The sequence below is a fragment of the Streptomyces sp. BV286 genome (assembly GCF_019090165.1).
In the GTDB taxonomy this organism is placed as follows: Bacteria; Actinomycetota; Actinomycetes; order Streptomycetales; family Streptomycetaceae; genus Streptomyces.
Genome location: NZ_JAHRIB010000161.1, coordinates 1 through 24,509 on the forward strand (window position 1 = coordinate 1; position 24,509 = coordinate 24,509).

The following is a 24,509-nucleotide window of genomic DNA, read 5'->3' on the forward strand; positions in this document are numbered from 1 at the left end:
GAGCCACGGCGCAACCCGCGCCGAGCGACCCGGCGACCGGCGGACGGGTCCAGAAACGGACGGGTCCAGAAACGGACGGGTCCAGAAACAGACAGGTCCGGGAAGCGGGCAGGTCCGGGGAGCAGACGCGCCCAAGGAGCAGACAGGCCCAAGGCGCAGACAGGGCCAGGAGGCAGACGGTCTAAGAAGCGGTCAGCGTCAGCGTGGCCACCGCGCCGCCGTCCGGTGCGTTCGTGAAGACGAGGCGTGCGCCCAGGACCTCCGACTGGCCCAGTGCGATCGTCAGACCGAGCCCGTGCCCCTTGGAGCCGCCCTCCGTGCGGAACCGCTGCGGCCCGTGCTCCAGGAGGTAGGGCGGATAGCCGTCGCCGTGGTCCCGCACTGTGATGACGGGCCCGTCGACCGTCAGGGTCATCGGCGCCCGCCCGTGCTTGTGCGCGTTGGCCACGAGATTGCCCAGCACGCGCTCCAGACGGCGCCGGTCGGTCTCCACGACCGCGTCCCGCAGGACCCTGACCTCGGTGCCGGTGCCGGTGCCGGTGCCGGTGCCGGTGCCCGCGTCCGTGGCCGGGCCGGCGCCCGCCGCCCGGACCACCCGCTCGGCCACCGGCCCGAGCCGTACGGCGTCCACCTCCAGCCGCTCGCTGCGCGCGTCGAGCCGGGAGATCTCCAGCAGGTCCTCGGTGAGCGTGCGCAGGGCGGCGACCCGGTCCCGCACCAGCTCGGTGGGGCGGCCCGGCGGCAGCAGTTCGGCGGCCGCGTGCAGCCCCGTCAGCGGGGTCCGCAGCTCGTGCGCCACGTCCGCGGTGAAGCGCTGCTCGCTCAGCAGTTTGCCCTGCAGCGAGGACGCCATCGTGTCCAGCGCGCCCGCGACCGCGGCCACCTCGTCCTGCGGGCTCGTCGGGTCCCCGGCCCGCGGATCCCGTACCCGCGCGTCCAGGTCGCCGGCGCTGATCCGCCGTGCCACCTGGGCCGTCCCGTGCAGTCGCCGCGTCACGCGCGTCACCGCGAACGCGCCCACCAGCAGCGTCACCCCGATGGCCAGCGCCGAGGAGCCGAGGATCGCCCGGTCCAGGCCGTCGATCGTGCGGGCGCCCTGCGCGTAGTCGACCCGCACGGCGAGCGTCCGGCCGTCGCTCGCGGGGCCCGCCGCCCACATCGTCGGCCGCGGGTCGTCGCCGCCGACCATCGTGCCGCGGTCCCCGGCCTCGGCGAGCGTCCGCAGTTCGGCGGGCAGCCCCGGCAGGTCGACACCCGCGCCCGGCGGCAGCCGGTCACCCGCCTCGAACGCCTCCGCGGTCTCGGTCAGCCGGTCGAGCGCCTGCGTGCGGGCCTCGCCGACGGTCTGGTCGGTCACCGAGACGTGCACGAGGATGCCGAGGAGCGCGGCGAGGCCGCAGCACATCACCGTGATGAACACGGCGGCCTTCCAGGTGAGGCTGGCGGTCCTGTGCCGCAGCCGCCGCGTGCGGTCCGGCCGGGGGCGCGGACCGGCCTGAGGGCGGCTCACCGGGCGTCGGCCGAAGGGCTCGCGGACGGGGTGCGCGCGGGTGCGCGGCCGGACGGAGGGGCCGTCGCCCCCACCCGCAGGATCTCGTCCTTGGCCGCGAGCATCGCCTTCTGGCGGCGGTCCCACGACCAGACCGTGCGGTACTCGTAGCCCGCCAGCTTCGACGGCGACCGGATGATCACGTCACGGCCGGCGATCTCGACACCGAGCGTGCTGTCCGTCGTCGCCATGACCTCCGTCAGCGTGTGACCGATGACGGTGTACGTGCGCACGCCCAGCTGGTCGTCCGGCATCCGCACCCCGAGCACCATGTCGTCCCGGCCGTCGCCGGTGAGATCGCGGTAGTACGCCCGCAGGAGAGGGCACGCCCGGCCGCGCTCGCCCTTCCTGCCGCAGGCCGCGACCCGCCGGGCCGTCTGCGCGTAGGGCGCCTTGGCGCCGGTGTAGAGATCCGGATGAGCGGCGATCTCCGCACGGAAGACGGCGACCGGGTCGGCCTTGCGGATGTCGTCGCCCGGAGCCGTGACGCCCTTGACCGTCTCCGTGTCCGCCTCGCCGTAGTCGAGGGCGGGCGAGGTGGCGGGCGGGACCTCCGGCCACAGCCGTGCCGGGCCCACGGCGGTGGACGTCGGGCCCGCGCCGCGCAGACCGCCGGTGTCGCCGCAGCCCGTCAGCAGCAGACCGGCCAGAGGCAGCACGAGGGTGGCGCGCGCGAGACCGCGGACGCCCGCGGGGCGGTTGTGGATCACTGCGCTCCTGTCGGGGCCGGCCCGCAGGGGCGAGATCGGCGTTGATGTCCCGGACACCTTATTCGTACGGAAGTCCTTTTTGTTCGCGGGGCGGACGGGCACCCGGCGCTATTCGGCGAGTTCCTCCAGGAGCCGGGCCGTGGCCAGCCCCGTCCGCAGGTACTCCACGAAGAGCTCGTTGTGCAGGGCCCACGGTGAGCGGCGCGAGCGGATCAGACGGATCGCCTCGTCGGCCGTGCGCCCCGCGCCGACCAGGGCGTGGGCGACCAGCAGCCCCGAGCGGTTGTAGCCGTGGTAGCAGCGCACCAGGACGCGCCGGCCGTCGTCGAGCGCCTCCTCCGCCGTCCGGGCGAGCCGGATCACGCCCGCCAGCTGGGTGCCGTCCAGCGGGCCGTCCGGGATGGGCCACACATGGTGTTCCACACCGGGGTCGGGGCCGTGGCCGGGTAGTCGCAGCAGGGTCAGAACCAGGTCGAACTCGTCACGTACGACGGCGAACTCCGGCGATCCCGTCCGGCCCGTGTACGCGTGACCGCCCATCCACAGGCCGGGCACGATCTCGCTCCACGGGCTGTCCGGGGCCGGCGCGTCGGGTCGCTTCCTGCTGTCCCGCAACGGCGCCTCCCCCTCAACTCCTCCCAAAGGTAGCCGCCTTCTTGCCCCTGGAGCACCCCGCCTGTTCCCATGGTCGTGGGGTGATGGTGCATGAACGGACTGCGCGTCATACCGGCCTGGCGGCACGGCCAGGAGCGGCTGTACGTCCGCCTCGCGGACGGCAGGAACATCGCCTGGTACGACAGGGAGGCGGGCCGGGTCAACCTGCTCGGCGAGGAGCGGCGCGACGACGTGCTCGAAGCGCTCGGACCCTTCCTGACCGGCGAGGTGACGGTCGGGCCGCCCCCCGTGCCGACCCCGGCGGAGCTCGCGCGGCTGTCCCTGCACCCGGACGACGACCTCGCGCCGAACCGGCCCGGGGAGGCGCTGCAGATCGCGCTCGACCGTGAGCCGGCCGCCCCACGGCGTCTGCGGCCCGATCCGCGGAGGCGGGCTCTGATGGCGGAGCAGGCGGTGGGAGAGGCCCTGGACCGGCTGGAGGGGGCGGGCTGGCACGCCCTGCATTCGGTGCCGCTCCCGGGAGGTGACCGCATCCACCATCTCGTCATCGGCCCCGGCGGACTCTTCTGCGTCCGCACCCTCTACGCCCGCAAGCAGCGCGTCCTCGTGGCCGACCCGATCGTCACGGTCGGCCGCCGGGAGCCGTACCCACTGCTGCGCGCGGTCCGCGCCGACGCAGGCCGGGCCTCGTACGCCCTGACCGCGGAGGTCCGCCCGGTCCTGGCGGTCTTCGGCCCGTCCGCCCTCGAGGTCACCACCCCGCTGCGGGAGGCCCGTGCCCTGACCGACACGGACCTCCCGACCCTGGCCCGCCTCGGCGGGACCCTGAAGCCCGCGGACGTCGAGGCACTGCACGCGATGGCACGCGACCGGAACACGTGGGCGAGGGTGTGAGCCCCGCGGTCGCCCGCGGGGCGTGATCAGCGCAGCGGCTTGAAGTAGTGGTCGAGTGCGAAGTCGCCGATGCGGTGGCCGACACGGCTGCCGACGACGTCCGCGGTGCGGAAGTGGATTCCGCTCCAGACCCGGGCGTTGATCACGTCACGGTCGAAGTCGGCCGACCTCGTGTACGTCCGGGTGGTGCCCGTCACCGCGGACGAGACACGCAGATCGATGTCACCGCCGGTCAGCCGGTCCAGTACGGCCATGACGGCCCCGTCGTTGGCGCAGTGGCCGCCCATGTACTCCGGGTACGGGGGAGTGCTGAGCAGGGGCTCCCAGGACCGGTCGGCCCGGGTGGCGGGGTTGCCGTCCGTGTCGGCGAGCCGGATCGCGTGGATCGGCCGCCACAGGGCGTGGGTGAACTTGGAGTTCCAGGTGGTGATCGTCGCGTCGGCCGACGCCGTGTTGGCGGCGGCGAACAGCCTGGCCGCCTCGACGATGTCCAGTCCGTTGCGCGCGGTGTGGTCGCGGTAGGCCGCCTGGAACTGCTGGGGCAGCGGGTCGGAGAAGAAGCGCGCGGTCTCGGTCTGCCAGGCCGTCCGCCGCGTGCTGTTCTTCGAGCCCGTCGCCTTCACCTCGGCGAGGTCCCGGGCGTACTGCTTCGACGTCAGCGCGGGCGGCGGCCCGGGCATGAACCGGTCCGGCGAGTCGAAGAGCATCGGCCGCAGCTTGCCGAGCCACGGGTTCGTGAAGGGCCGGAAGCCGGGCGGGGCCGGGCGCCAGACACCCGGGGCGGGCTTCCTGTCGTACGTCACCCGGGCGTCGCGCCCGTCGTTCTCGCGCAACTCGATGAGCCGGGCGGCCGCGCGCTCCCCGAAGCGGACGCCCCGGTGCTCGGCCCTTCCGTCCGGGACCTTCGCCAGTGAGGAGCTGAAGGCGGTCTCGATCCGCTGCTTCGAGGCCGGGAAGTACGTCAGCAGGACCCGGCGCGCGGCGGCCGCGGCGGCCGCCTCGGAGGAGGCGTCACGGGGACCGCGTTCGCCCCACTTGTACGGGGTGTAGCGGCCTTCGATGCCGACGACCGCGTTGTAGACGGCGGCCGAGACGAAGCCGTACCAGAGGAACGGCTCGGCCGTCGGGCGTCCGGCGTCCACGCTGACCACGGCGGCGGCGGTCTCGCTCCAGTCGTTGATCACCTGAGCGTTCGGGACGTGGCCCGAGGCCCGGTCGGGGGCGACCGTGGAGGCCGGGGCGGCCGTGGGCAGCGCGCCGAGCGCGAGAGCCGTCAGCCCGACGACGAGGGTGCGGCGCACGGCACGGGAGGGTGGTGCTGCTTGCATGGTGCTCCTTTGTGATGAGGTGCCCCCCCTCGTCTGTGGTGAGGCCCCCGCGTCCGTCGCGAGGTGCCCCTGGTCCGGTCGGCCGGACGCGCCCGGGGAATCGTCCGGTCGCGCTCAGGGCAGCGAACCGGCCCGGCGGGCGTCGAACAGCGGGGCCAGCAGGTCGCCGTGGTCCCGCAGCCGGGGCGCGATGTCCGGGGCCAGGAAGGTCAGTTCGCGAGCGGTCCGGCACTGCTCGACCTCGGCCCATGTCACCGGCGCCGACACCGTCGGCTCCGCCCGTGCCCGCAGGGTGTAGGGGGCCGCGGTCGTCTTCCGTGCCGCGTTCTGGCTCCAGTCGACGAAGACCTTGCCCGGTCGCAGGCTGCGCGTCATCCGGTGCACGACGAGCCGCGGCATCGCCCTCTCCGCCTCCACCGCGAGCTTCTTGGCGTACTCCGTCGCCTGGTCGGAGGGCGTCGGACGCAGCGCCGCCAGCAGATGCAGCCCCTTCGACCCCGAGGTCTTGGCGTACGCCTCGATCCCGTCGGACGCCAGCCGGCTCCGTAGCCACAGCGCGGCCTCGCAGCACTCGACGACCGTCGCGGGCGGCCCGGGGTCGAGGTCGAAGACCAGCCGGTCGGCGTCGCCCGGTGCGTCGATCAGCCACTGGGGCGTGTGGAACTCGGTGACGAGGTTCGTCGCCCAGACGAGGCTCGCGAGGTCCTGGACCAGGACCATACGGGCGGGGCCCTCCGACCGTGGCACCTCCGCCGTGGTGACCCACTCGGGCGTACCTGGCGGCACGTTCTTGGTGAAGAAGACCTGGCCGTCGGGCCCGTCCGGGTAGCGCAGGAAGGAGACCGGCCGGTCACGCAGATGGGGGAGCAGGGCGTCGGCGGCCGTCGCGTAGTAGTGCAGCACCTCGCCCTTGGTGAAGCCGGTCGCGGGATGGATGACCTTCTCCAGATTGCTCAGCGAGAGCCTTCGCCCCTCCACCTCGGTGATCGGCGTCATACGATGACAATTCCACACAATCCGAGAAAAGCGTCGGAAAACGTCAGCAGCCATCAATGATGGCCGGCAACCGAGTGGAAGGTGCTGCACGTGCGATCCATCTGGAACGGCGCCATCTCCTTCGGGCTGGTCAGCATCCCGATCAAACTGGTGAACGCCACGGAGAACCACTCGATCTCCTTCCGTCAGATCCACACCGAGGACGGCGGCCGCATCCGCTACCGCAAGGTGTGCGAGATGGAGGAGCGCGAGGTGACGGCGTCGGAGATCGGCAAGGGTTACGAGGACGCGGACGGCACGATCATCCCGATCACGGACGAGGACCTGGCCTCCCTGCCGATCCCGACCGCCCGGACGATCGAGATCGTGGCCTTCGTGCCGGCCGACCGGATCGACCCGCTCCAGATGGACACGGCGTACTACCTGGCGGCGAACGGGGTGCCGGCGGCGAAGCCGTACACCCTGCTGCGGGAGGCGTTGAAACGCAGCCGGAAGGTCGCCATCGCGAAGTTCGCCCTGCGCGGGCGGGAGCGGCTCGGCATGCTGCGGGTCGTCGACGACGTCATCGCCATGCACGGCCTGCTGTGGCCGGACGAGATCCGGACGCCCGAAAGCGTCGCCCCGGACGCGAGCGTCACGGTCCGAGACAAGGAACTCGACCTGGCCGACGCCCTGATGGACACCCTCGGCGAGGTCGACCTCGACGAACTCCACGACGACTACCGCGAGGCGGTGGAGGAGATGATCGCCGCGAAGGCCTCCGGCGGGACGGCGCCCTCCGCGCCCTCCGCCGAGAAGTCCGGCGGCAAGGTCATCGACCTGATGTCGGCCCTGGAGAACAGCGTGCGGCAGGCGCGCGTCGCGCGGGGCGAGGACTCCGCCGACTCCGGACCGGACTCCGGATCCGGCTCCGACGCCGAGGTGAAGCCCCTCCGCAAGGGAACGGCCCGGAAGTCCTCGCAGGCCGCCCCGAAGCCGCCCTCGGGGAAGAAGCCGGCGTCCGCTGCGAAGAAGGCGGCCGCCAAGAAGACCACCGCGGGGGCACCGGCGAAGAAGGCCTCGGCCAAGAAGACGTCGGCCAAGTCGGCGGCCGGGGCCGACGCGAAGAAGGCCGCGGCGAAGAAGACGACGGGCGGGGCGAAGAAGACGGCGGCGCGGAAGCGGGCATCTGCCTGAACCTGGGCCCCGCCCCCGGTCCCGGTTCGGGCCGACGGCCGCGCTTTGGGGGTGTCGTCCGTCGGCTGCGGGTCTCGTGTGGCGGGGCTCGCAGTTCCCCGCGCCCCTTCGGGGCGCGCCCTTCTCGCTCGCGGGGCCGTAGCCGTCCGGCGGCTCCGGTGGGCGTCAGCGTGTCCCGTGCCGCATCTCCCGGGGGCTCACCCCGAAGCGCTGCTTGAACGCCGTGCTGAGCGCGCTCGCGGAGGAGAAGCCCGAGGCGTACGCGAGGTCGGTGATCGTCATGTGCTCGCACTCGCCGCACCGGAGCCGGTCCCGGACGACCCGCAGCCTCTCCTCGCGGATCAGCTCGCGAGGAGTGGTGCCCGCGCGCTGGAGCGCCAGCTGGATCTGGCGCAGGGACCAGCCGAGGGACCGCGCCATGGAGGTGCCGGTCAGACCCGGGTCCGCCGCGTGCTCGCGCACATGGCGGCGCACCACCGCCTCGACCTCCGTCAGATGGCCGGGCGCGTCCGGCCGGTCGTCGCCGACGGCGAGCATGCACAGCAACTCGACCACCCGCTCGGAGACCGCGTTGAACTGCGGGTCGGTGAGCGCCTCGCGCTCCTCGTGCAGGTCGTTCAGCATGGAACCGACCACGCGCCCCAGCCCCCTGCCCAGGTCCAGCGCGGCGCCCAGCGGGGACTTCCGGTGCAGCGGGCCGTCCAGTTCACGGGCCGGGATGGTGAAGATGAACGCCCGGGTGGAGGCGTCCTGCGCGCACTCGAAGGGCGCTCCGAAGGTCAGCAGCGTGCCGTGCCCCGGTGTCAGCCGCGCCTCTTGGCCGTCCTGCCGCAGGACGATCTCCCCGGTGAGGGGGAGCAGCAGCCGGTAGTCCTCGTCGGGGGCCTGGCGCACCTGGTGCGGTGTCCTGCTGTACTCGATCTCGTCCGACCGGAACTTGACCAGCTGGTAGACGTCGGTGCACTGACGGACCGTCTCACCGCGGAAGTTGTCCGTACGCGGGTATCTGTAGCCCATCCGGGACTGCACCGACGCGATGTGCTCGCTCCAGAAGTCGGTCCGCTCCGGCGGATCCACCTCACCGGTCGTCTGCGACTCCACGACGTAGGTTCCCGCGGGCAATGTGCTTCCTCCGCCCAGAGTGCCCCGGCCGTTCCCGGCGGCCCTGCTCAACCAGCTTTTCGGACACGGCAGTTACGGGCGGTAAGCGTAGTACAGACGTTCCGTTTCCGTGGCCCGGAGCGAAAGGTGAGGCGGACCGCACACAGGCGTGTGCCCGAAGGGGCGGGTACGGCGGTCGGCGCGCCGGGTCGCGCGTGGTGCGCCTGAGGGCAACTTCCTTGCGCGCGCGGGCAAGAACGCGCGCCGGCTCGCGGGTACCGTCGGGCGCCGCGCCCCCCTGCGCCCCACCCCGCCCTTTCGCCCCACCCGCTCCCGATCCGTGCCCGCCGACCCTTCCCCGCCGACCCTCCCCGCACTTGAGGACCTCATGAAGGAACAGATACCGGAGGCGGTGTTCTGGTGCGTGGCCGTCGGGCTGCTCGCCGCCACCGTGCTGCTGGTGCGCCAGCGCGGCATCACCGCGCGGCTGCGCCGCCGCAACGCCGAGCTGGCGGAAGACCTGCGGACCCGGGAGGAGGAGGTGCGGCACCTGGTCGCCGTACGCCTCCCGGCGCTGGAGGACCACGGACCCCAGCAGCAGACCCCACCGGGCATCGGGCTCCTCGACGCGCGGCTGGCCGGAAGCGGCTTCGCGAAGTGCCTCGACCACGTCCTGGAGCGCTTCGCGGGCGCCGTGGAGCACGCGCAGGCCCGCGCCGACCAGTCCGCGAAGGCCGCCCTGAAGTCGTCGATGCGCTCGATCCAGGCACTGGCCAACGAACAGCAGGTCGCCATCTCCGACATGCAGGACCGGCACGACCGCCCCGACGTGCTGCGCGACCTGCTGGAGATCGACCACACCAACGCCCAGTTCGGCCGCCGCGCCCAGGCCATCGCCGTGCTGTGCGGATCCTGGCCCGGTCGCCAGCGCTCCACCTCCGCGGTCATCGAGGTCGTCCGCGGCGCCACCTCCCGCATCCGCGACTACCGGCGCGTCCAGATCCACGGACAGGCCGACATCGCCGTCGAGAGCCGGGCCGTGGAGCCGGTCGTCCTCACCATCGCCGAACTGCTCGACAACGCGGCCCGCCACTCGCAGCCCAACACCAAGGTCGAGGTCAACGTCCAGTCCGTGCACAACGGCGCCTGCGTGATCATCGACGACGCGGGCGTCGGCATGGACGCCCACGCGACCGACCGCGCCGAGGCCCTGCTGTCCGGCCGGCACGCGGTGGACGTCACCCGGCTCGACGACCCGCCCCAGTTCGGCTTCGCCGTCATCGGCGTCCTCGCCGCGCGGTACGGGTTCAGCGTCTCAGCCGACACCCGCTCCCCGTACGGCGGCGTCCGTGCCGTCGTGTTCCTGCCGTCCGCCCTGCTCACGCACCGGGACCCCGCGGAGGAGCTGCCACCCGTGACCGTGCCTCCCGCCCGTGGCTCCGCCCGCACGCCGGCCGCGTCCGCGCCCGTGACGGCCCCCACCTCCGTGGCCGGGGCCGCGCCCGCCGGTACGGCCGAAGCGGCGCCCGAGCCGTCCCCGGCCGTCGAGTCGGCGCCGGGCCCGGCTGCGGTTACGCCGCTCCCCGCCGAGCCGGCCACCACCACTGCGGGCGGGCTGCCCAAGCGGCGGCGCCGGAGCCCGGCACAGGCACCGGACGAGCCCGTCGGCGGCGCGCAGGCCGCGCAGGCCGCGCCGGAACCCGTCGAGGAACCCGGTGTCCGGTCGGCCGAGGAAGCCGCCCGTCGCATGGGCGCGTTCGCCCGCGGCACCCTCCAAGGCCGCGCGGACCAGGCCGCGGAACCGGACTTTCCAGGCACCCCCCACGAAGACGAAGGGAACATCCAAGGATGATCGAGCCCGCGAACAACGAGCTGGGCTGGATGCTCGACGAGGTCCTGAAGGTCCCCGAGGCGCGGCACGCGATCCTGCTCTCGGCCGACGGCATGCTCCGGGCCCACTCCGCGGACATCGGCCGGGACGACGCCGAGCGGCTCGCCGCGGGACTCTCCGGCGTCCAGTCGATCAGCCGCAGCACGGCCGAGTTCTGCGGCAGCGCGCAGACTCCCTGGCGGCAGACCCTGATCGAGTTCGCGCACGGATACGTCTTCCTCGTGGCCGCGGGAGAGGGCGCCTACCTTGCCGTGTCGACCACCGAACACGTCGACATGGAGGCCGTCACGTACCGCATGCACAAACTCGTCGACCGGCTCGGCAGGGAACTGACCAGCCCGGCGCGGCGGGACGCCGGCCACCCGGTATGACACCGCCGAGGCGTCCCGGAGGGAGGCTGGTGCGGCCCTACGTCGTCACGGAGGGCCGCTCCCACCCGACCCGCAACACCCTGGACCTGGTCACGCTGCTGATCGCCGCCGACGATCTGCCGCTGACCGGACTGAGCCCGGAGAAGCGGGCGTTGATGGAGCTGTGCCGGCCCGGCGCGCTGTCGGTCGCCGAGGTGGCCGGACATCTTTCGCTGCCGGTCAGCGTCACCAAGGTGCTGGTCGCCGACCTCATGGACAGCGGCCATGTCGTCACCCGCGCCCCCATCCCGTCCGCCCGGCCTTCCGAGACCCGCATCCTCCAGGAGGTCCTCGATGGGCTTCGCGCCCGCCTCTGAAGACAGCCCCGCCGACGACCGCCCTGCGGGGCACGACCACCCTGCCGGGCACGGGCGGGGGTACGGGCACGCCGCAGACGGCTCTCCCGGTACCGGCCGCCGTCACACGGGAGGCGTCCACCTCGCGAGCGGTGTGCAGACCGCCGTGAAGGTCCTCGTCGTGGGGCACTTCGCCGTCGGCAAGACCACCTTCGTCGGCGCGCTGTCCGAGATCCGGCCGCTGCGCACCGAGGAGGTCATGACCCAGGCCGGCGCGCTCGTCGACGACCTCGCGGGCACGAAGGACAAGACGACCACCACGGTCGCCCTCGACTTCGGCCGGCTCACCCTCAACGACTCCCTGGTGCTCTACCTCTTCGGCACCCCCGGACAGCAGCGCTTCACCGAGCTGTGGCAGGACATGACACGCGGTGCGCTCGGCGCGCTCGTCCTCGCCGACACCCGGCGCCTCGGCCAGTCCTTCGACGTCATGGGCGTCCTGGAGGACCTGGGCCTGCCGTACGCCGTCGCCCTCAACGACTTCGACGACTCCCGCGAACACGACCTGGCCGAGGTCCGCGAGGCCCTCGACCTGCTCCCCGAAACCCCCCTCGTACGCTGCGACGCCCGCGACCGGGTCTCCTCCACCCACGCGCTGATCGCCCTTGTCGAGTACCTCCTCACCCGCGACGGCAGCAGCGCCGGCGACAGCGAACTGGAGCACGCGTGACCTCCTCCGAAGCATCGGCCGCCGGTTCGGCTTCTGTTGGTTCTGCCTCAGCCGGTTCGGCTTCTGCCGGTTCGGCCCCCGTCGATTCCGCTCCCGTCGGTTCGGCTTCTGTTGGTTCTGGCTCTCCCGGTTCGGCCTCCGCCGGTTCGGCTTCTGCCGGTTCCGTCGCCTCCGCTCCGCCTGAGGGCTGTCCGTACCACCACCCCATGCACGGACCCGAGTTCGCCGCCGACCCCGGTGCCCTCTACGACAGGCTGCGGGCGGACGGCAGCACCGCGCCCGTCGAACTCGCGCCCGGCGTCCGCGCCACCCTCGTCACCGGGTACGAGGCCGCGCTGCACGTCCTGCGCAGCCCCGAGACCTTCTCCAAGGACCCCCGCCGCTGGCGCGACCTCGCCGACGGCACCGTCGCGCCGGACAGCCCCGTCGTGCCGATGATGATGTACCGGCCCAACGCGCTGTTCACCGACGGCGAGGAGCACCGCAGGCTGCGCGGCGCCATCACCGACAGCCTGGCCGCCGTCGAGCCCAGCACCCTGCGCGGATACGTCGAACGCAGCGCCGACACGCTCATCGACCTGATTGCCCCGCGCGGCCGGGCGGACCTGCTGGCCGAGTACGCCCAGGTGCTGCCGTTGCTCGTGTTCAACCGCCTCTTCGGCTGCCCGACCGACCTCGGCGAGCGGCTCGTCGAGGGCATGTCCGGGATCTTCGACGGCGTGGACGCGGAGAAGGCCAACGAACTGCTCACGGTGACCCTGCTCGACCTCGTCGCGCTGAAGCGCGCGCGGCCGGGGCAGGACATGACGTCGTGGCTCATGGCCCACCCCGCCGCCCTCACCGACGAGGAGATGATCCACGAGCTCGTCGTCCTGATGGGCGCGGGCACCGAGCCCCAGCAGAACCTGATCGCGAACAGCCTGCGGCTGCTGCTGTCGGACGACCGGTTCGCGGGCAGCCTCGGCGGCGGCAGCCTGCCCGTCGAGGACGCCCTCGACGAGGTCCTGTGGACCGACCCGCCGATGGCCAACTACGCGGTGCACTACCCGGTCCGGGACGTCGTCTACGAGGGCACGCTTCTGCGCGAGGGCGATCCCGTGGTCGTCAGTCTCGCCGCCGCGAACACCGACCCGGCGCTGAGGAACGACCAGCGGGCCGGGAACCGGGCCCACCTGGCGTGGAGCGCCGGCCCGCACAACTGTCCGGCGCAGAGCCCGGCCCGGCTGATCGCCGCGGTGGCGGTCGAGAAGCTGCTCGACCGGCTGCCGGACGTGCGGCTCGCGGTACCGGTGGACGAGCTGGAGTGGCGGCCGGGGCCGTTCCACCGGGCGCTCGCCGCACTGCCGGTGCGGTTTCCGGCGGCGCCGGTCAGCGGGGAGGAGCAGCGGGTGGACGCCGTGCGCCGGCCCGTGCTGCCGGCCGGCGCCGGGCCCGAACCGGCGGGGCCGGTGCCGGGGCCGGGGCCGGTGCCGGTGCGCCCGACGGGCGGTTGGGCTCGGCTGAGGGCCTGGTGGCGCGGGGAGTAGGCGCCGGGGGAGTGGGTGGGTGCGGGTCGTGTGTGGTCGGGCGCGCAGTTCCCCGCGCCCCTGGGTGGGTGGGGGTGGCGGTCGGTTCGTCCGTTCGGGGACGCGCCGGGATGCCCGTCCGCAGCGGAGACGTAAAGCGCGGTTGCCGCCCGGTGACCCTGTCCGGGTGTCGTCGTAGCTGCGGCCGGACATCCCACCACGCCCCCTAGGCGCAGACGAGGGCCGCCCCCCGACGCCGGGAGCCCTTCGTCAGGAGGGGCGCCCCTTCCAGGGGCGCGGGGAACGGCGCGAGCAACCCACGGCGACGGGCAGCCAAAGACGGCCGGGTGCGCCCCGTTGAGGGGCGCGGGGAACGGCGCGAGCAACCCACGGCGGCGGGCGGCCGAGGACGGATGGTGACGCCCCGTCGGCGGAGGCGGCGCCTCTTCAGGGGCGCGGGGAACGGCGCGAGCAACCCCCACCGACCGCCCCCCCAACATCCGGCGGAAGCCGTCAGTCGGCCTCGTGCAGCCGCACAGGAAGCGCACGGTGCCCGTTCGAGATGAACGACGCCACCGGACTCAACTCGGCGTCGGAGACGGCGAGCCGAATCCCGGGGAACCGCTCGAAAAGCGCCGGCAGCGCAACCCGCGCCTCCATCCGCCCCAACGGAGCGCCGAGACAGAAGTGCACCCCGTGCCCGAACGCCAGATGCTCCTTGCCGAGCCGCGTGACGTCGAACCGGTCGGCGTCGGCCCCGTGATCCTCGGGGCTGCGCCCGGCGGCGGCGTACGCGGCGAGGATCGCCTCGCCCTTGCCGATCACCACCCCCCGCGGCCCGCCCAGTTCGCCCAGCGCCAGGTCCTCGACGGCGTACCGCAGCGGCAGGCTGGCGACCGGCGCCCGGACCCGCAGCGTCTCCTCGATCACGTCGTCCCAGGTGGCGCGGCCCGCGCGGACATGCGCGAGCTGCTCGGGATGGGTGAGCAGGGCATGGATGGCGTTGTCGATGAGGTTGACCGTGGTCTCGTGACCCGCGCTGATCATCAGCACCAGCGTGTCGAGCAGTTCCTGTTCGCTCAACCGGCTGCCGCCCTCGTCGTCCCGCGCGGCGATCAGCCCGGAGGTGAGGTCGTCACCCGGTGACTCCCGCTTGGCGGCGACGAGTTCGCCGAGGACCGCGTACATCCTCGTGTAGATGTCCGTGACCTCCTCCGGCGTGGCGGCGGTGTTGAAGACGCCGTCCACCACGGCCCGCAGCTCCGCGCCCTTCTCCTCGGGCAGCCCGAACAGGTCGCTGATGACCTGGATCGGCAGCGGGTAGCAGTACTCCTCGCGCAGGTCGACGACCCCGCTCCGGCGTCCGGCCTCGTCGATGCGGTCGAGCAGTTGCTTGGTGATCTCCTCGACGCGCGGCTGCAGCGCGGCCGTCCGGCGGGCGGTGAACGCCTTCGCCACGAGGGTCCGCAGACGTTTGTGCTCCCCGCCGTACGCCGTGAACATGTTCTGCACGGCGACCCAGGTGAACAGCGGCCACTCGGGGGAGATCTCCCCGTTGATCCACAGCGGCCAGTGCCGCCGCGGGTCCTTCGACACCCGCGGGTCGGTGAGCAGCCTCTTCAGCAGTTCCGTACTGCTGACCGCCCAGGCCTCCACGCCGCCGGGGAGCTCCACCCGTGTCACCGGGCCGCGCCCGCGTATCCGTGCCGCCTCGCCGTGGATGTCGCGACCGGACGGGTCGATGACGATGGAGCCCTGCTCTGACATGGGAGCCTCCCGGTACCCGAAATCGAACTCGAACCGTGCGAACGTCGATACGGTGCGTGACGTTACGCGGCGGCGGTGCGCGCCAACGAGGCCGTGAAAGGCCCGCTGCGCACGTCGGCAAGTTCCCTACGCGTACCGGCAAGTCGGCGGCCACCGGCCACCGGCTCTCACCGCCGCCATCGCCGCACGTACTCCGCCTGCACCGGCTGCACCGACACATCCGCCGAAAGCCCCGAAGGCCCTGGAAACGCCGATCAAGGCTGGACGCGCCCTGCCCCCTGCGGCTCCGGATCCGCGCGCCCGGGGCGTCCCCGTCCGGACCCTCCACCGACCTGGTGCGGGGATCTTGACGGCTTTGAGTTACCGGTAACATCATGGTTCTCGTAGCGCTGCCGCCGGCGTCCGGGCGGCTCGTCGCCCGCGGGAGCGTGGGCCGTCAACTGGAGCCCGCGTGCGTGACCACGTCACAGACCCGCCGACCGCGCAGCCGGTCACGAGCGTCCCGGAACCTGCCCGTGCGGCCCCCGAGCCGAAGGGAAGCAGCATCAACATGTCAGCCCTGACGACGTCCTCCGACGGTTTCCAGCTCCACGGAGAGCCCTTCCGGATCATCTCCGGAGCGATGCACTACTTCCGCATCCACCCCGACCAGTGGTCCGACCGGCTCCGCAAGGCCCGTCTGATGGGCCTCAACACGGTGGAGACGTACGTCCCGTGGAACCTCCACCAGCCCGAGCCCGGCACGCTCGTCCTCGACGGCTTCCTCGACCTGCCGCGCTATCTGAGCCTCGCCCGCTCCGAGGGCCTGCACGTCCTCCTGCGGCCCGGCCCGTACATCTGCGCCGAGTGGGACGGCGGCGGTCTGCCCTCCTGGCTCACCACGGACACCGACATCCGGCTGCGCACCAGCGACCCCCGCTTCACGGACGCCCTCGACCGCTACCTCGACCTGCTGCTGCCGCCGCTCCTGCCGCACATGGCCCAGTCGGGCGGCCCGGTGATCGCTGTACAGGTGGAGAACGAGTACGGGGCGTACGGCACCGACACCGCGTACCTCGAACACCTCGCCCAGTCCCTGCGCACCCGGGGCGTCGAGGAACTCCTCTTCACCTGCGACCAGGCCAATCCCGAGCACCTGGCGGCCGGCAGCCTGCCCGGTGTCCTCACCACCGGCACCTTCGGCAGCAAGGTGGCCCAGTCCCTGGAGCAGTTGCGCGCCCATCAGCCCGAAGGGCCCCTGATGTGCTCGGAGTTCTGGATCGGCTGGTTCGACCACTGGGGCGAGCCGCACCACGTGCGCGACGCGGCCGACGCCGCCGCCGACCTCGACCGGCTGCTCTCCGCGGGTGCCTCGGTCAACATCTACATGTTCCACGGCGGCACCAACTTCGCCTTCACCAACGGCGCCAACCACGACCACGCGTACGAGCCGATCGTGACGTCGTACGACTACGACGCCGCGCTCACCGAGAGCGGCGACCCCGGCCCCAAGTACCACGCCTTCCGCGAGGTCATCGCCCGCCACGCCCCGGTCCCCGACGAGCCCGCCCCGGCACCCGCCCCCAAACTCCCGCACACACCCGTCGAACTGGACCGCCGCGCCCCGCTGCTGGCGCACGCGACCGTCCTGGCCAAGCCGGTACGCGTCGACGCCGACCCGGTGACGATGGAGGAACTGGGCCTGCGGGCCGGCTACGTCCTGTACCGCACGACGGTCCCGGTGCCCGGCGACGGCGTGCTGCACTTCGCGGGCGGTGTCGGCGACCGCGCCCAGGTCTTCGTCGACGGCGCCCCCGTCGGCGTACTCGAACGCGAACGCCACGAGGAGGCCCTGCCCGTCCGCGTCCCACGGGCCGGCGCCACGCTGGACGTGCTCGTCGAGAACATGGGCGGCGTCAACTACGGACCCCGCATCGGCGCCCCCAAGGGCCTGCTCGGCCCGGTCACCTTCGAGGGCACGCCCCTGCAGGGCTGGGACTGCCATCCGCTGTCCCTGGACAACGTGGGCTCCGTGCCCTTCGCCCCGGCGGCGTCCCCGGAGGAAGGGGCGCCCGCGGACGCCGGACCTGCCTTCCACCACGGCACCTTCGAGGTCCGCGTGCCCGCCGACACCTTCCTGTCCCTGCCCGGCTGGACCAAGGGCCAGGCCTGGATCAACGGCTTCCACCTCGGCCGCTACTGGAACCGCGGCCCGCAGCGCACGCTGTACGTCCCGGCGCCCGTCCTGCGCCGCGGCACCAACGAGCTGGTCCTCCTGGAACTGCAGGCCACGACCGGGCCGCACGCCCAGCTCACCGACACGCCCGACCTCGGCCCGGTGAAACCCTGATGCCCCTGCGCCTGCGGGTGTCCGCACCCGCCGCACCCCCGCTCACCGGCCACCTCCCCTTCACCGACGCCCCCGGCGTCCCCGACCCGATCGAGGTCACCAGCCGTTTCCTCACCAGGGGCGGCCGCCCCTGGTTCCCGGTCTCCGGCGAGTTCCACTACACCCGCTACCCGGCCGGGGAATGGGAGGAGGAGCTCCTGAAGATGAAGGCGGGCGGGGTGACCGCCGTCGCGAGCTACGTCATCTGGATCCACCACGAGGAGACCGAGGGACGGATCCGCTTCGACGGCGACCGCGACCTGCGGCATTTCGCCAAACTCTGTGCCCGGCACGGCCTGGACTTCGTCCCGCGCATCGGCCCCTGGTCCCACGCGGAGACACGCAACGGCGGCCTGCCCGACTGGCTCCTCGCCCGCGCCTGCACCCCACGCACCGACGATCCGGCCTACCTGGCGCCCGTACGCACCTGGTACGAGGCGATCGCCGGGCAGTTACGCGGCCTCGACCGCGCGCACGGCGGCCCGATCGTCGCCCTCCAGATCGAGAACGAGCTCTACGACCAACCCGGTCACCTGCTCACACTGAAGCGCATGGCCCAGGAGGCCGGCCTGAGCGCCCCGCTGTGGACGTCGACGGCCTGGGGCGGGGTGCGGCTGCCGCCCGACGAACTGCTCCCCCTCTACGGCGGCTACCCCGAGACCTTCTGGACGGAGGCGGACGGCGGCTGGCCCGACACCTGCCGCAAGCACTTCTTCTTCACCCACCAGCGCGACGACGAGGGCATCGGCGCCGACCTGCGCCCGACGACGGTACGCGGCGGCGACCCGGCCGCCCTCACGGACCGCTTCCCCTGGGCCACCTGCGAGCTGGGCGGCGGCATGGCCGTGTCCTACCACCGCCGCCCGCGCGTCGACGCGGCCGACGTCGGCGCCCTCGGCCTCACGAAGATCGGCTGCGGTTCCGTGTGGCAGGGCTACTACATGTTCCACGGCGGTACGAACCCGCCGGGCGAGCAAACGACCCTCCAGGAGTCCCACGCCACCGACTACCCCAACGACCTCCCCGTCCTCACGTACGACTTCCAGGCCCCGCTCGGGGAGTACGGCCAGTACCGGCCCTCGTACGACGAACTCCGGCTCCAGCACCTGCTGTTGGCGGACTTCGGGCATCTCCTCGCACCGATGGCGTCCTTCCTGCCCGAGCGGCGGCCGGCCGGCCAGGACGACCGGGACACCCTGCGCTGGGCGGTGCGGGGCTCGGACACCTCGGGCTTCCTCTTCGTCAACAACCACCAGCCGCACGAGCCGCTGCCGCCCCACCCGGACACCTCGTTCACGGTCGACCTCCCCGGGGCGCCCGCGCTCACGTTCCCGAGCACACCGGTCACGGTCCCGGCGGGCGCGTACTTCTGCTGGCCGCTCCGCCTCGACGTCGGCGGACTGCGCCTGGACTGGGCCACCGCCCAGCCCGTGTGCACGGTCGACGACGACGGACGTACGGTCCTGGTGCTGGCGGCCACGGACGGCATTCCGGTCGAACTCGCCCTGGACTCACGCATGGTGACGTCGGTGAGCACACCCTCCGGGGAATGCGCCACGCTCGACGGCCGCGTCCTGGTCACGGGGCTGCGCCCCGGCACCGACGCCCTGGTCGAGGTGGACACGGCGGACGGCACCCGGGTCGGCCTCCTCGTCCTGGACGCCACGACGGCCCGTACCGCCTACCGGGGTCCCGCGTGGGGAGCCGAACGGCTGGTGCTGTGCGACGCGGGCGTCGTCTTCGACGAGCACGCCGATCAGGGGCGGGGCGAGGTCCGGATCCACACCTCGGCCGCCGACGAACCGTCGTTCGCCGTGCTGCCCGCACCGCGACGGCCTCCGGTGGTGAAGGGGGCCGGCATGCGCAAGGCGCAGCATGCGCGGCCGGAGACTGCGGACGTGTGGGATCCGGCGGTCGTGCGGGAGGCGGCGGACGGGGTGTTCACGAGGTACACCGTGCCGGGTGACGACCAGGAGTCGCGGTTCGCGGGGGCCGGGGAGGCGCTGCGGGTCCGGGACGCGGGCCCGCCACCCGAACCCGTGACCGGCGTCCAGGGCCGGGCGAGCGCCCCCGCGGACAAGTACTACGACACGGCCGCCGCCGAGTACGCCGTCACCGTCCCGGACGGACTGCCCCTGACCGGAACCCTCCTGCGCGTCCACTGGACCGGGGACGTGGCACGGGCGTACGTGGACGACAGGCTCGTGGCGGACCAGTTCCACTCGGGCCGGGTCTGGGACATCGCCCTGGAACGGCTCCCGGCGTTCGCTCTGCGCGGGGAGGGACTGCGGCTGAAGGTGCTGCCCCGGGCGCCGGGCGCCCGGGTGTACGTGGCCTCGGAGGCGACCGGTGCCGACGCCGCAGCGGCCACGGGGGCGACCTGTGCCGACGCAGGTGCGGCCGTGGCGTCGGTCGGGCACGTCGAGTGGGTGAGGACCCGCACGTGCGTGGTCGGGGCGGGCTGAGCGCGCCACGCCGTCCTCCCGCCCGGCGGCCTATCCTGTGGGCCAGCCGGGCGGGGCACGACCGCCGAGGACGAACCCGAAGGACATCACCCGTCATGACCCGAAGTGCCGGTGACGGCGCGCCGCCCCAAGGACCTCCTCCCAAGGACCTCCCCAAGGGCCGCAGCCGACGCAACTTCGCGGGAGCGCGCCCGGTGATGGACGACGTGGCGCGGCTGGCCGGTGTCTCCAAGCAGACGGTCTCCCGCGTACTGAACGACAACCCGGCCGTCCGCCCCGAGACCCGGGAAGCGGTGCGGACCGCCATGCGCACGCTCGGCTACCGCCCCAGCCGCAGCGCACGCTCCCTGGCCAGCGGCCGGACCCGCATGCTCGGCGTGATCTCCTTCGACGCGGCCCGCTTCGGCCCCGCCTCCATCCTGACCGCCATCAACACCGCGGCCCAGGACGCCGGGTACCTGGTGAGCTCCATCGCGCTCGACACGGCCGACCGGGCCACCGTCGTACGGGCCGTGGACACGCTGTCCGCCGAGGGCGCGGACGGCGTGATCGCCATCGCCCCGCAGCGCTGGGTGGGCCGGGCGCTGGCGGAGGCGCAGCTCGACACCCCGCTGATGGTCCTGGAGAACGACCTGGGCAAGGACGCGTCGTTCGTCACCGCGGACAACAGGGCCGGCGCCCGCAAAGCCACGGAACACCTGCTGGCTCTCGGCCACGCGACTGTCTGGCACATCGCGGGCCCCACGGGCTGGCTGTCGGCCGACCGCAGGGTGGACGCGTGGCGGGCCACGCTGCGAGCTGCGGGAGCCGAGATCCCGGAGCCCCTCGTCGGCGACTGGAGCGCCGACTCGGGATACGAACTCGGCCGTCAGCTGGCCGACCGCCCCGACGTCACCGCGATCTTCGCCTCCAACGACCAGATGGCCCTGGGCGTCCTGCGCGCCCTCAACGAGGCCGGCCGCCGAGTCCCCGACGACGTCAGCGTCGTCGGCTACGACGACATCCCCGAGGCCGCGCACCTGCTTCCCCCGCTGACGACGGTCCGCACCGACTTCCCCGAGATCGGCACCCGCTCCCTGCGGCTGCTCCTGTCCCAGCTGGACGGCCCGCCGGAACCGGCGGTGGACCGGGTGGTGCCGGTCGAGCTGATCGTGCGCAGGAGTACGGGCCCCGCGCCGGGACGCTGATCGCGCACCCGGGTCATGGAGAAGGAAAATCTGTGCGGATCAGGTGAGTGGGCAGGCACTTCGGCGAGATAGAAAGGACACATGCCGGAGAGCGAGACCCCTGTCGGACCCATGAGCGACGTCGAAAAAGACGTAGCAACAGATGTCGATGCCGACACCAATACCAATACCAGTACGAGTACGAGTGCCGCTGCCGCTGCTGCCGCCGCCGATGTCGACGACGTGGACGCGGTGACCCGTGCGGTGCTGACCGCGTCACGCGTGCTCGTGGCGGTCTCGGCCCGCTCGCTCGCCGAGGTCGAGGAGCGGGTGACACTGCCGCAGGTCCGGATGCTGGTCGTCCTGTCCACGCGTGGCGCCACCAAGCTGGTCACCCTCGCCGACCTGCTCCAGGTCGCGCCGTCCACGGCCATGCGTATGGTCGACCGCCTCATCGCTGCCGGTCTCGCCGACCGGCAGACCAACCCCGGAAACCGCCGCGAGACCCTGCTCCAGCTCACGGAGGAGGGGCGGCGCACCGTCGAGGACGTCACCGCCCGCCGGCGCGCCGAGATCGCCACGATCGTCGAACGGCTCACCCCGACACAGCGGACGGCGATCGTCGAGGCGCTGACGGCCTTCAACGAGGCGGGCGGAGAGCCCCCGGTCCCGGCCGTGCACGACGCGGAGCCGCACCCCCTGGGCTGGGGAGACGCGACAACGACCTGACCCGGCCGCCGGTGGCCGCGCGGATCACCCGGCGCTCGGGCTGGGCGTCGGGGAGGTCGTGTTGACGTCCAGCCCGGGCGGCTCGTTGAGGACGAGGACGGGCGAGCCCGGCTGCGGCGGGGGCGGGGTCATCTCGACCTTGGGGAGCTTCGGCGGTGTCGTCTGCTGGAAGTTGACCTGGTCGTAGTTGACCAGGTCGGTCTTCTCCAACACCGTGATGTGGTCGAGGACGGTGTCGTTGGCCAGGTCGGCCAACTGCCGGATCATGGTGTTCTTGGTGCTCGCGCGGATCTTGGCGATGGTCGGGAAGATCTGCCCGTGCGTCACGCGCATGATGTTCACGGCGGTCGTGTCGAACTGCTTGCCGGTGTTCCCGTCCACGGTCGCCACGAACTGCTGCTGCTGCGGACTGGCCTGGTTGGGCAGGGTGATGCCCAGCTCAGGAGCGATCTTGCGGCACAGCTCGTCGAGCCCGGAGTGCCCCGCGACCAGGTGCTCCCCGGCCTCCTTCATCTCCGGGGTCGTCCCCCGCTCCATGGCCATCAGACCGAGCGGATGCTCCCACAGCCCGGCCGCACGCACCTTGATCACGAAGTCCCGGTCGGCCTCGGTCAACGGTCCGTACTGGGTGTTGGCGATGATCCGTTCCTGGTTGGTCGCCGTCTTCTCCACGCCGACCAGGGCCGGATACGCAAGCGCGGCAAGGGTCACCACCAGCCCACCGACCACGAATACGGTTCCTGCCGTGCGCTGCGAGATACCCATGCTGCCTCCTGAGAAGAACGGCCGTCCCCCAGGGGTACGTACGAGAAGCACAAGGCAATCATTGCGCAGGGTAAATTTTGCACCCTGCGGATCATGAAGGCGCGGTAGCAGTGCCCAGGAGGCCACGGCACCTGCCATGACTGCCGCGCCACCACTGCACCCGCCCCACCCGGGGGCCGGGCTCCGGACGGTCGGTCGGACAGCGACCGAGGGCCGGTCGGGCAGAGGCCGAGGGGCGGCCGGGCGGCGGCCGAGTGGCGGCCGAGGGGCGGCTGGGCAGTGGCCGAAGGGCGAGCGGCCGGAAGGTGCCCGCCGAGTCGGAGTCAGAAGACGGGCGGCCTCGCATCCCGCTTCCACCTGCGGAGCAACGCCTTGTGCTCGCTCAGGCTCGAAATCCCGTACTTCCGCATGACGTTCATCCGCTGCTCCTCGGCATCCATGATCTGTTCGGCCAGCGAGCGAACCAGGTAGGAGATCGCGAGGAGCCCCATCGACAGGCCGGCGATCTGAAACGACCGGCGGGCCAGCCCCGGAGGTGTGATCCACTCCGGCAGGGCGCCACCCGCGGACCACTTGACGACCAGTGCGAGCGCGGCGAGAAGGATGAGCATCGTCACCGCGATCAGGATCATGTGCAGCCGGGCCAGCGTGACCACCGCACGCGTGCAGCGCCCGCAATGCTCCAACAGCGGCTTGAGCTTCTGTGCCGTGGCCGACTCCACGTCCCGGCCCTCCTGCAACGCCTGCATGTACTCGTCGATTTCGACGCAGTACATTTCACGGAACCTGTTTTTCGCGCTCTGAGGACCCAGTCCCGTCGTCGCCAACTCGACGATCGAGACGACGAAGAGAGCCGCCAAGGTGGCGGAGATAATGGCCGCATAATCCTGGGACATCAGCCATTTGTCGGCTGCCGACATGGTCACGTATTACCTCGCAGTCAAGCGGGTGGAAGAAGGATGGACCGACAGGAGATCGCCGGAAGCCGACAGTCCGGATGAATCCCGGCGAAGGGTGCCGACATTTCTCCGCGGCAGGTTCGCGACAGATGGGCGAGGGAATCTCGCCCCCCTCCAAACCTGCGAGACTTCCGCCCTCGGCATCCCGACCGAACGACGAGCACCATCATCCTCGTGGTTTCAACGAGCCCCGCCCACCGAGCCGTTGAAGCCGACGGTCCATACCCTTCAGACGTCGTTTCACTTGGTGAGTCGGCGGTGGTTGATGAGGCTGGTGGCGATGGCGGTGAAGGCCAGGAAGTGTTCGGGCTTGCGTTCGTAGCGTCGGTGGAGGCGGCGGCATCCGCTGAGCCAGGACATGGTGCGCTCGACCACCCAGCGGTGTCGGCCCAGGCGTTGTGAGTTCTCGACACCGCGGCGGGCGATGCGAGGAACGATGTTCCGCTCACGGAGCCATCGACGCAGGTAGGGATAGTCGTAGCCCTTGTCGCCGTGGAGCTTTGCCGGCCGGCGACGCCGCGGACCGCGAGGACTGCGGACCGGCGGGATCCCCATGACCAGCGGTTGCAGGGCCAGGCTGTCGTGGGTGTTGGCGGCCGAGATCGCGACAGAGACGGGCAGGCCGGCACGGTCGACGACAAGATGGATTTTCGATCCCAACTTGCCGCGGTCGGTCGGATTCGGTCCCGTCAACTGCCCCCTTTGAGGGCGCGGACACTGACCGAGTCCACGGCGAATCGTGACCAGTCCAATCCCCCCTGAGCACCGAGTTCATCGAGGATGACGCGGTGCAGGCGAGCCCACACACGCTGCTGAGTCCACCGCGCGAAACGTCGGTAGACGGTGGGCCAGACTGGCCCGAACACCGGCGGCAACTGCCGCCAGGAACAGCCCGACGTGGCCACGAACACGATCGCGGTCAGGCATTCACGGTCCCCGGCCCGCCGACGGCCCCCGCCCTGCGGACGCACCACCACCGTCTCCGGCACCACCCGCCGAAACAGCTCCCACAACTCATCCGAGACCAGATGCTCAGCAAGACTTGTCATACCAACACAACGACTCTCCTCGCCAAAGGAAACGTCGTCT

At 72.2% G+C, this 24,509-nt stretch carries 21 protein-coding genes; 11 read left to right on the forward strand and 10 right to left on the reverse strand.

Annotated features, from left to right (window positions below; all coding sequences use genetic code 11):
- Positions 1 to 181 precede the first annotated feature (181 nt).
- The 3 genes from KUF83_RS28780 to KUF83_RS28790 all read right to left on the reverse strand — a co-directional run bounded on the left by KUF83_RS28780 (position 182) and on the right by KUF83_RS28790 (position 2,874).
- Positions 182 to 1,405 carry a HAMP domain-containing sensor histidine kinase gene (locus KUF83_RS28780; protein ID WP_217457915.1) on the reverse strand — a complete coding sequence of 408 codons (1,224 nt, stop codon included), beginning with the start codon at positions 1,403 to 1,405 and terminating at the stop codon, positions 182 to 184.
- 101 nt (positions 1,406 to 1,506) lie between these two features.
- Positions 1,507 to 2,259 (reverse strand): hypothetical protein, encoded by a 753-nt coding sequence (locus KUF83_RS28785; protein ID WP_217457898.1) that lies wholly within the window; start codon positions 2,257 to 2,259, stop codon positions 1,507 to 1,509.
- A gap of 108 nt (positions 2,260 to 2,367) precedes the next feature.
- Positions 2,368 to 2,874 (reverse strand): dual specificity protein phosphatase family protein, encoded by a 507-nt coding sequence (locus KUF83_RS28790; protein WP_217457899.1) that lies wholly within the window; start codon positions 2,872 to 2,874, stop codon positions 2,368 to 2,370.
- A 90-nt stretch (positions 2,875 to 2,964) separates the two neighbouring features.
- Here KUF83_RS28790 and KUF83_RS28795 point away from each other — a divergent pair, with 90 nt between their 5' ends.
- Positions 2,965 to 3,768 (forward strand): nuclease-related domain-containing protein, encoded by an 804-nt coding sequence (locus tag KUF83_RS28795; protein WP_217457900.1) that lies wholly within the window; start codon positions 2,965 to 2,967, stop codon positions 3,766 to 3,768.
- 26 nt (positions 3,769 to 3,794) lie between these two features.
- On the opposite strand, the gene KUF83_RS28800 is transcribed toward KUF83_RS28795, so the two are convergent.
- Together KUF83_RS28800 and ligD are read right to left on the reverse strand one after the other, a co-directional pair.
- Entirely contained in the window at positions 3,795 to 5,096 is a 1,302-nt protein-coding gene (locus KUF83_RS28800) for a vanadium-dependent haloperoxidase (protein WP_217457901.1), read from the reverse strand.
- A gap of 114 nt (positions 5,097 to 5,210) precedes the next feature.
- Complete coding sequence (ligD, locus tag KUF83_RS28805) at positions 5,211 to 6,092, reverse strand: non-homologous end-joining DNA ligase (protein ID WP_217457902.1); 882 nt, start codon at positions 6,090 to 6,092, stop codon at positions 5,211 to 5,213.
- Positions 6,093 to 6,173: 81 nt separating this feature from the next.
- Here ligD and KUF83_RS28810 point away from each other — a divergent pair, with 81 nt between their 5' ends.
- Complete coding sequence (locus KUF83_RS28810; RefSeq protein WP_217457903.1) at positions 6,174 to 7,268, forward strand: Ku protein; 1,095 nt, start codon at positions 6,174 to 6,176, stop codon at positions 7,266 to 7,268.
- A gap of 165 nt (positions 7,269 to 7,433) precedes the next feature.
- Here KUF83_RS28810 and KUF83_RS28815 read toward each other — a convergent pair whose 3' ends face one another.
- Positions 7,434 to 8,390: a helix-turn-helix domain-containing protein gene (locus tag KUF83_RS28815; protein ID WP_254644539.1), complete on the reverse strand. Its 957-nt coding sequence runs from the start codon at positions 8,388 to 8,390 to the stop codon at positions 7,434 to 7,436.
- A gap of 367 nt (positions 8,391 to 8,757) precedes the next feature.
- Between KUF83_RS28815 and KUF83_RS28820 the strand changes: the two genes are divergently transcribed.
- From KUF83_RS28820 to KUF83_RS28840, 5 genes are all read left to right on the forward strand, one after another.
- On the forward strand, positions 8,758 to 10,221 hold the full coding sequence (locus KUF83_RS28820; protein ID WP_254644540.1) for an ATP-binding protein: 1,464 nt from the start codon (positions 8,758 to 8,760) through the stop codon (positions 10,219 to 10,221).
- Positions 10,218 to 10,631, forward strand: coding sequence for a roadblock/LC7 domain-containing protein (locus KUF83_RS28825; RefSeq protein WP_217457904.1), 414 nt, complete (start codon positions 10,218 to 10,220; stop codon positions 10,629 to 10,631). The genes KUF83_RS28820 and KUF83_RS28825 overlap by 4 nt, the downstream gene beginning before the upstream one ends.
- Entirely contained in the window at positions 10,628 to 10,987 is a 360-nt protein-coding gene (locus KUF83_RS28830) for a DUF742 domain-containing protein (RefSeq protein WP_217457905.1), read from the forward strand. The genes KUF83_RS28825 and KUF83_RS28830 overlap by 4 nt, the downstream gene beginning before the upstream one ends.
- Positions 10,965 to 11,696: an ATP/GTP-binding protein gene (locus KUF83_RS28835; protein ID WP_217457906.1), complete on the forward strand. Its 732-nt coding sequence runs from the start codon at positions 10,965 to 10,967 to the stop codon at positions 11,694 to 11,696. Before KUF83_RS28830 ends, KUF83_RS28835 begins: the two co-directional genes overlap by 23 nt.
- Before the next feature lie 206 nt (positions 11,697 to 11,902).
- Positions 11,903 to 13,222 (forward strand): cytochrome P450, encoded by a 1,320-nt coding sequence (locus KUF83_RS28840; protein WP_217457907.1) that lies wholly within the window; start codon positions 11,903 to 11,905, stop codon positions 13,220 to 13,222.
- Between the two features lie 492 nt (positions 13,223 to 13,714).
- On the opposite strand, the gene KUF83_RS28845 is transcribed toward KUF83_RS28840, so the two are convergent.
- Positions 13,715 to 14,968: a cytochrome P450 gene (locus tag KUF83_RS28845; protein WP_217457908.1), complete on the reverse strand. Its 1,254-nt coding sequence runs from the start codon at positions 14,966 to 14,968 to the stop codon at positions 13,715 to 13,717.
- A 550-nt stretch (positions 14,969 to 15,518) separates the two neighbouring features.
- Here KUF83_RS28845 and KUF83_RS28850 point away from each other — a divergent pair.
- The 4 genes from KUF83_RS28850 to KUF83_RS28865 all read left to right on the forward strand — a co-directional run bounded on the left by KUF83_RS28850 (position 15,519) and on the right by KUF83_RS28865 (position 21,696).
- The gene (locus KUF83_RS28850; RefSeq protein WP_217457909.1) at positions 15,519 to 17,297 is read left to right on the forward strand and encodes a beta-galactosidase family protein; all 1,779 of its coding nucleotides are present in this window, start codon (positions 15,519 to 15,521) and stop codon (positions 17,295 to 17,297) included.
- Complete coding sequence (locus KUF83_RS28855; RefSeq protein WP_217457910.1) at positions 17,297 to 19,801, forward strand: beta-galactosidase; 2,505 nt, start codon at positions 17,297 to 17,299, stop codon at positions 19,799 to 19,801. Before KUF83_RS28850 ends, KUF83_RS28855 begins: the two co-directional genes overlap by 1 nt.
- A 95-nt stretch (positions 19,802 to 19,896) precedes the next feature.
- Positions 19,897 to 20,988, forward strand: a complete 1,092-nt coding sequence (locus KUF83_RS28860; RefSeq protein ID WP_217457911.1) for a LacI family DNA-binding transcriptional regulator — start codon at positions 19,897 to 19,899, stop codon at positions 20,986 to 20,988.
- Positions 20,989 to 21,099: 111 nt separating this feature from the next.
- Positions 21,100 to 21,696 (forward strand): MarR family winged helix-turn-helix transcriptional regulator, encoded by a 597-nt coding sequence (locus KUF83_RS28865; RefSeq protein ID WP_254644541.1) that lies wholly within the window; start codon positions 21,100 to 21,102, stop codon positions 21,694 to 21,696.
- 24 nt (positions 21,697 to 21,720) lie between these two features.
- Here the strand turns inward: KUF83_RS28865 and KUF83_RS28870 are convergent, their stop codons facing one another.
- The 3 genes from KUF83_RS28870 to KUF83_RS28880 form a co-directional block, all read right to left on the reverse strand.
- On the reverse strand, positions 21,721 to 22,461 hold the full coding sequence (locus tag KUF83_RS28870; RefSeq protein WP_217457913.1) for a DUF4142 domain-containing protein: 741 nt from the start codon (positions 22,459 to 22,461) through the stop codon (positions 21,721 to 21,723).
- A gap of 323 nt (positions 22,462 to 22,784) precedes the next feature.
- A complete protein-coding gene (locus KUF83_RS28875) occupies positions 22,785 to 23,381 on the reverse strand; it encodes a hypothetical protein (RefSeq protein WP_217457914.1) in 597 nt (198 codons plus the stop codon).
- 279 nt (positions 23,382 to 23,660) lie between these two features.
- A protein-coding gene (locus tag KUF83_RS28880) for an IS5 family transposase (protein WP_217456034.1) occupies positions 23,661 to 24,469 on the reverse strand; the annotation gives its coding sequence in 2 pieces (ribosomal slippage) (positions 23,661 to 24,119 and positions 24,122 to 24,469; 807 coding nt in all).
- Positions 24,470 to 24,509 lie beyond the last annotated feature (40 nt).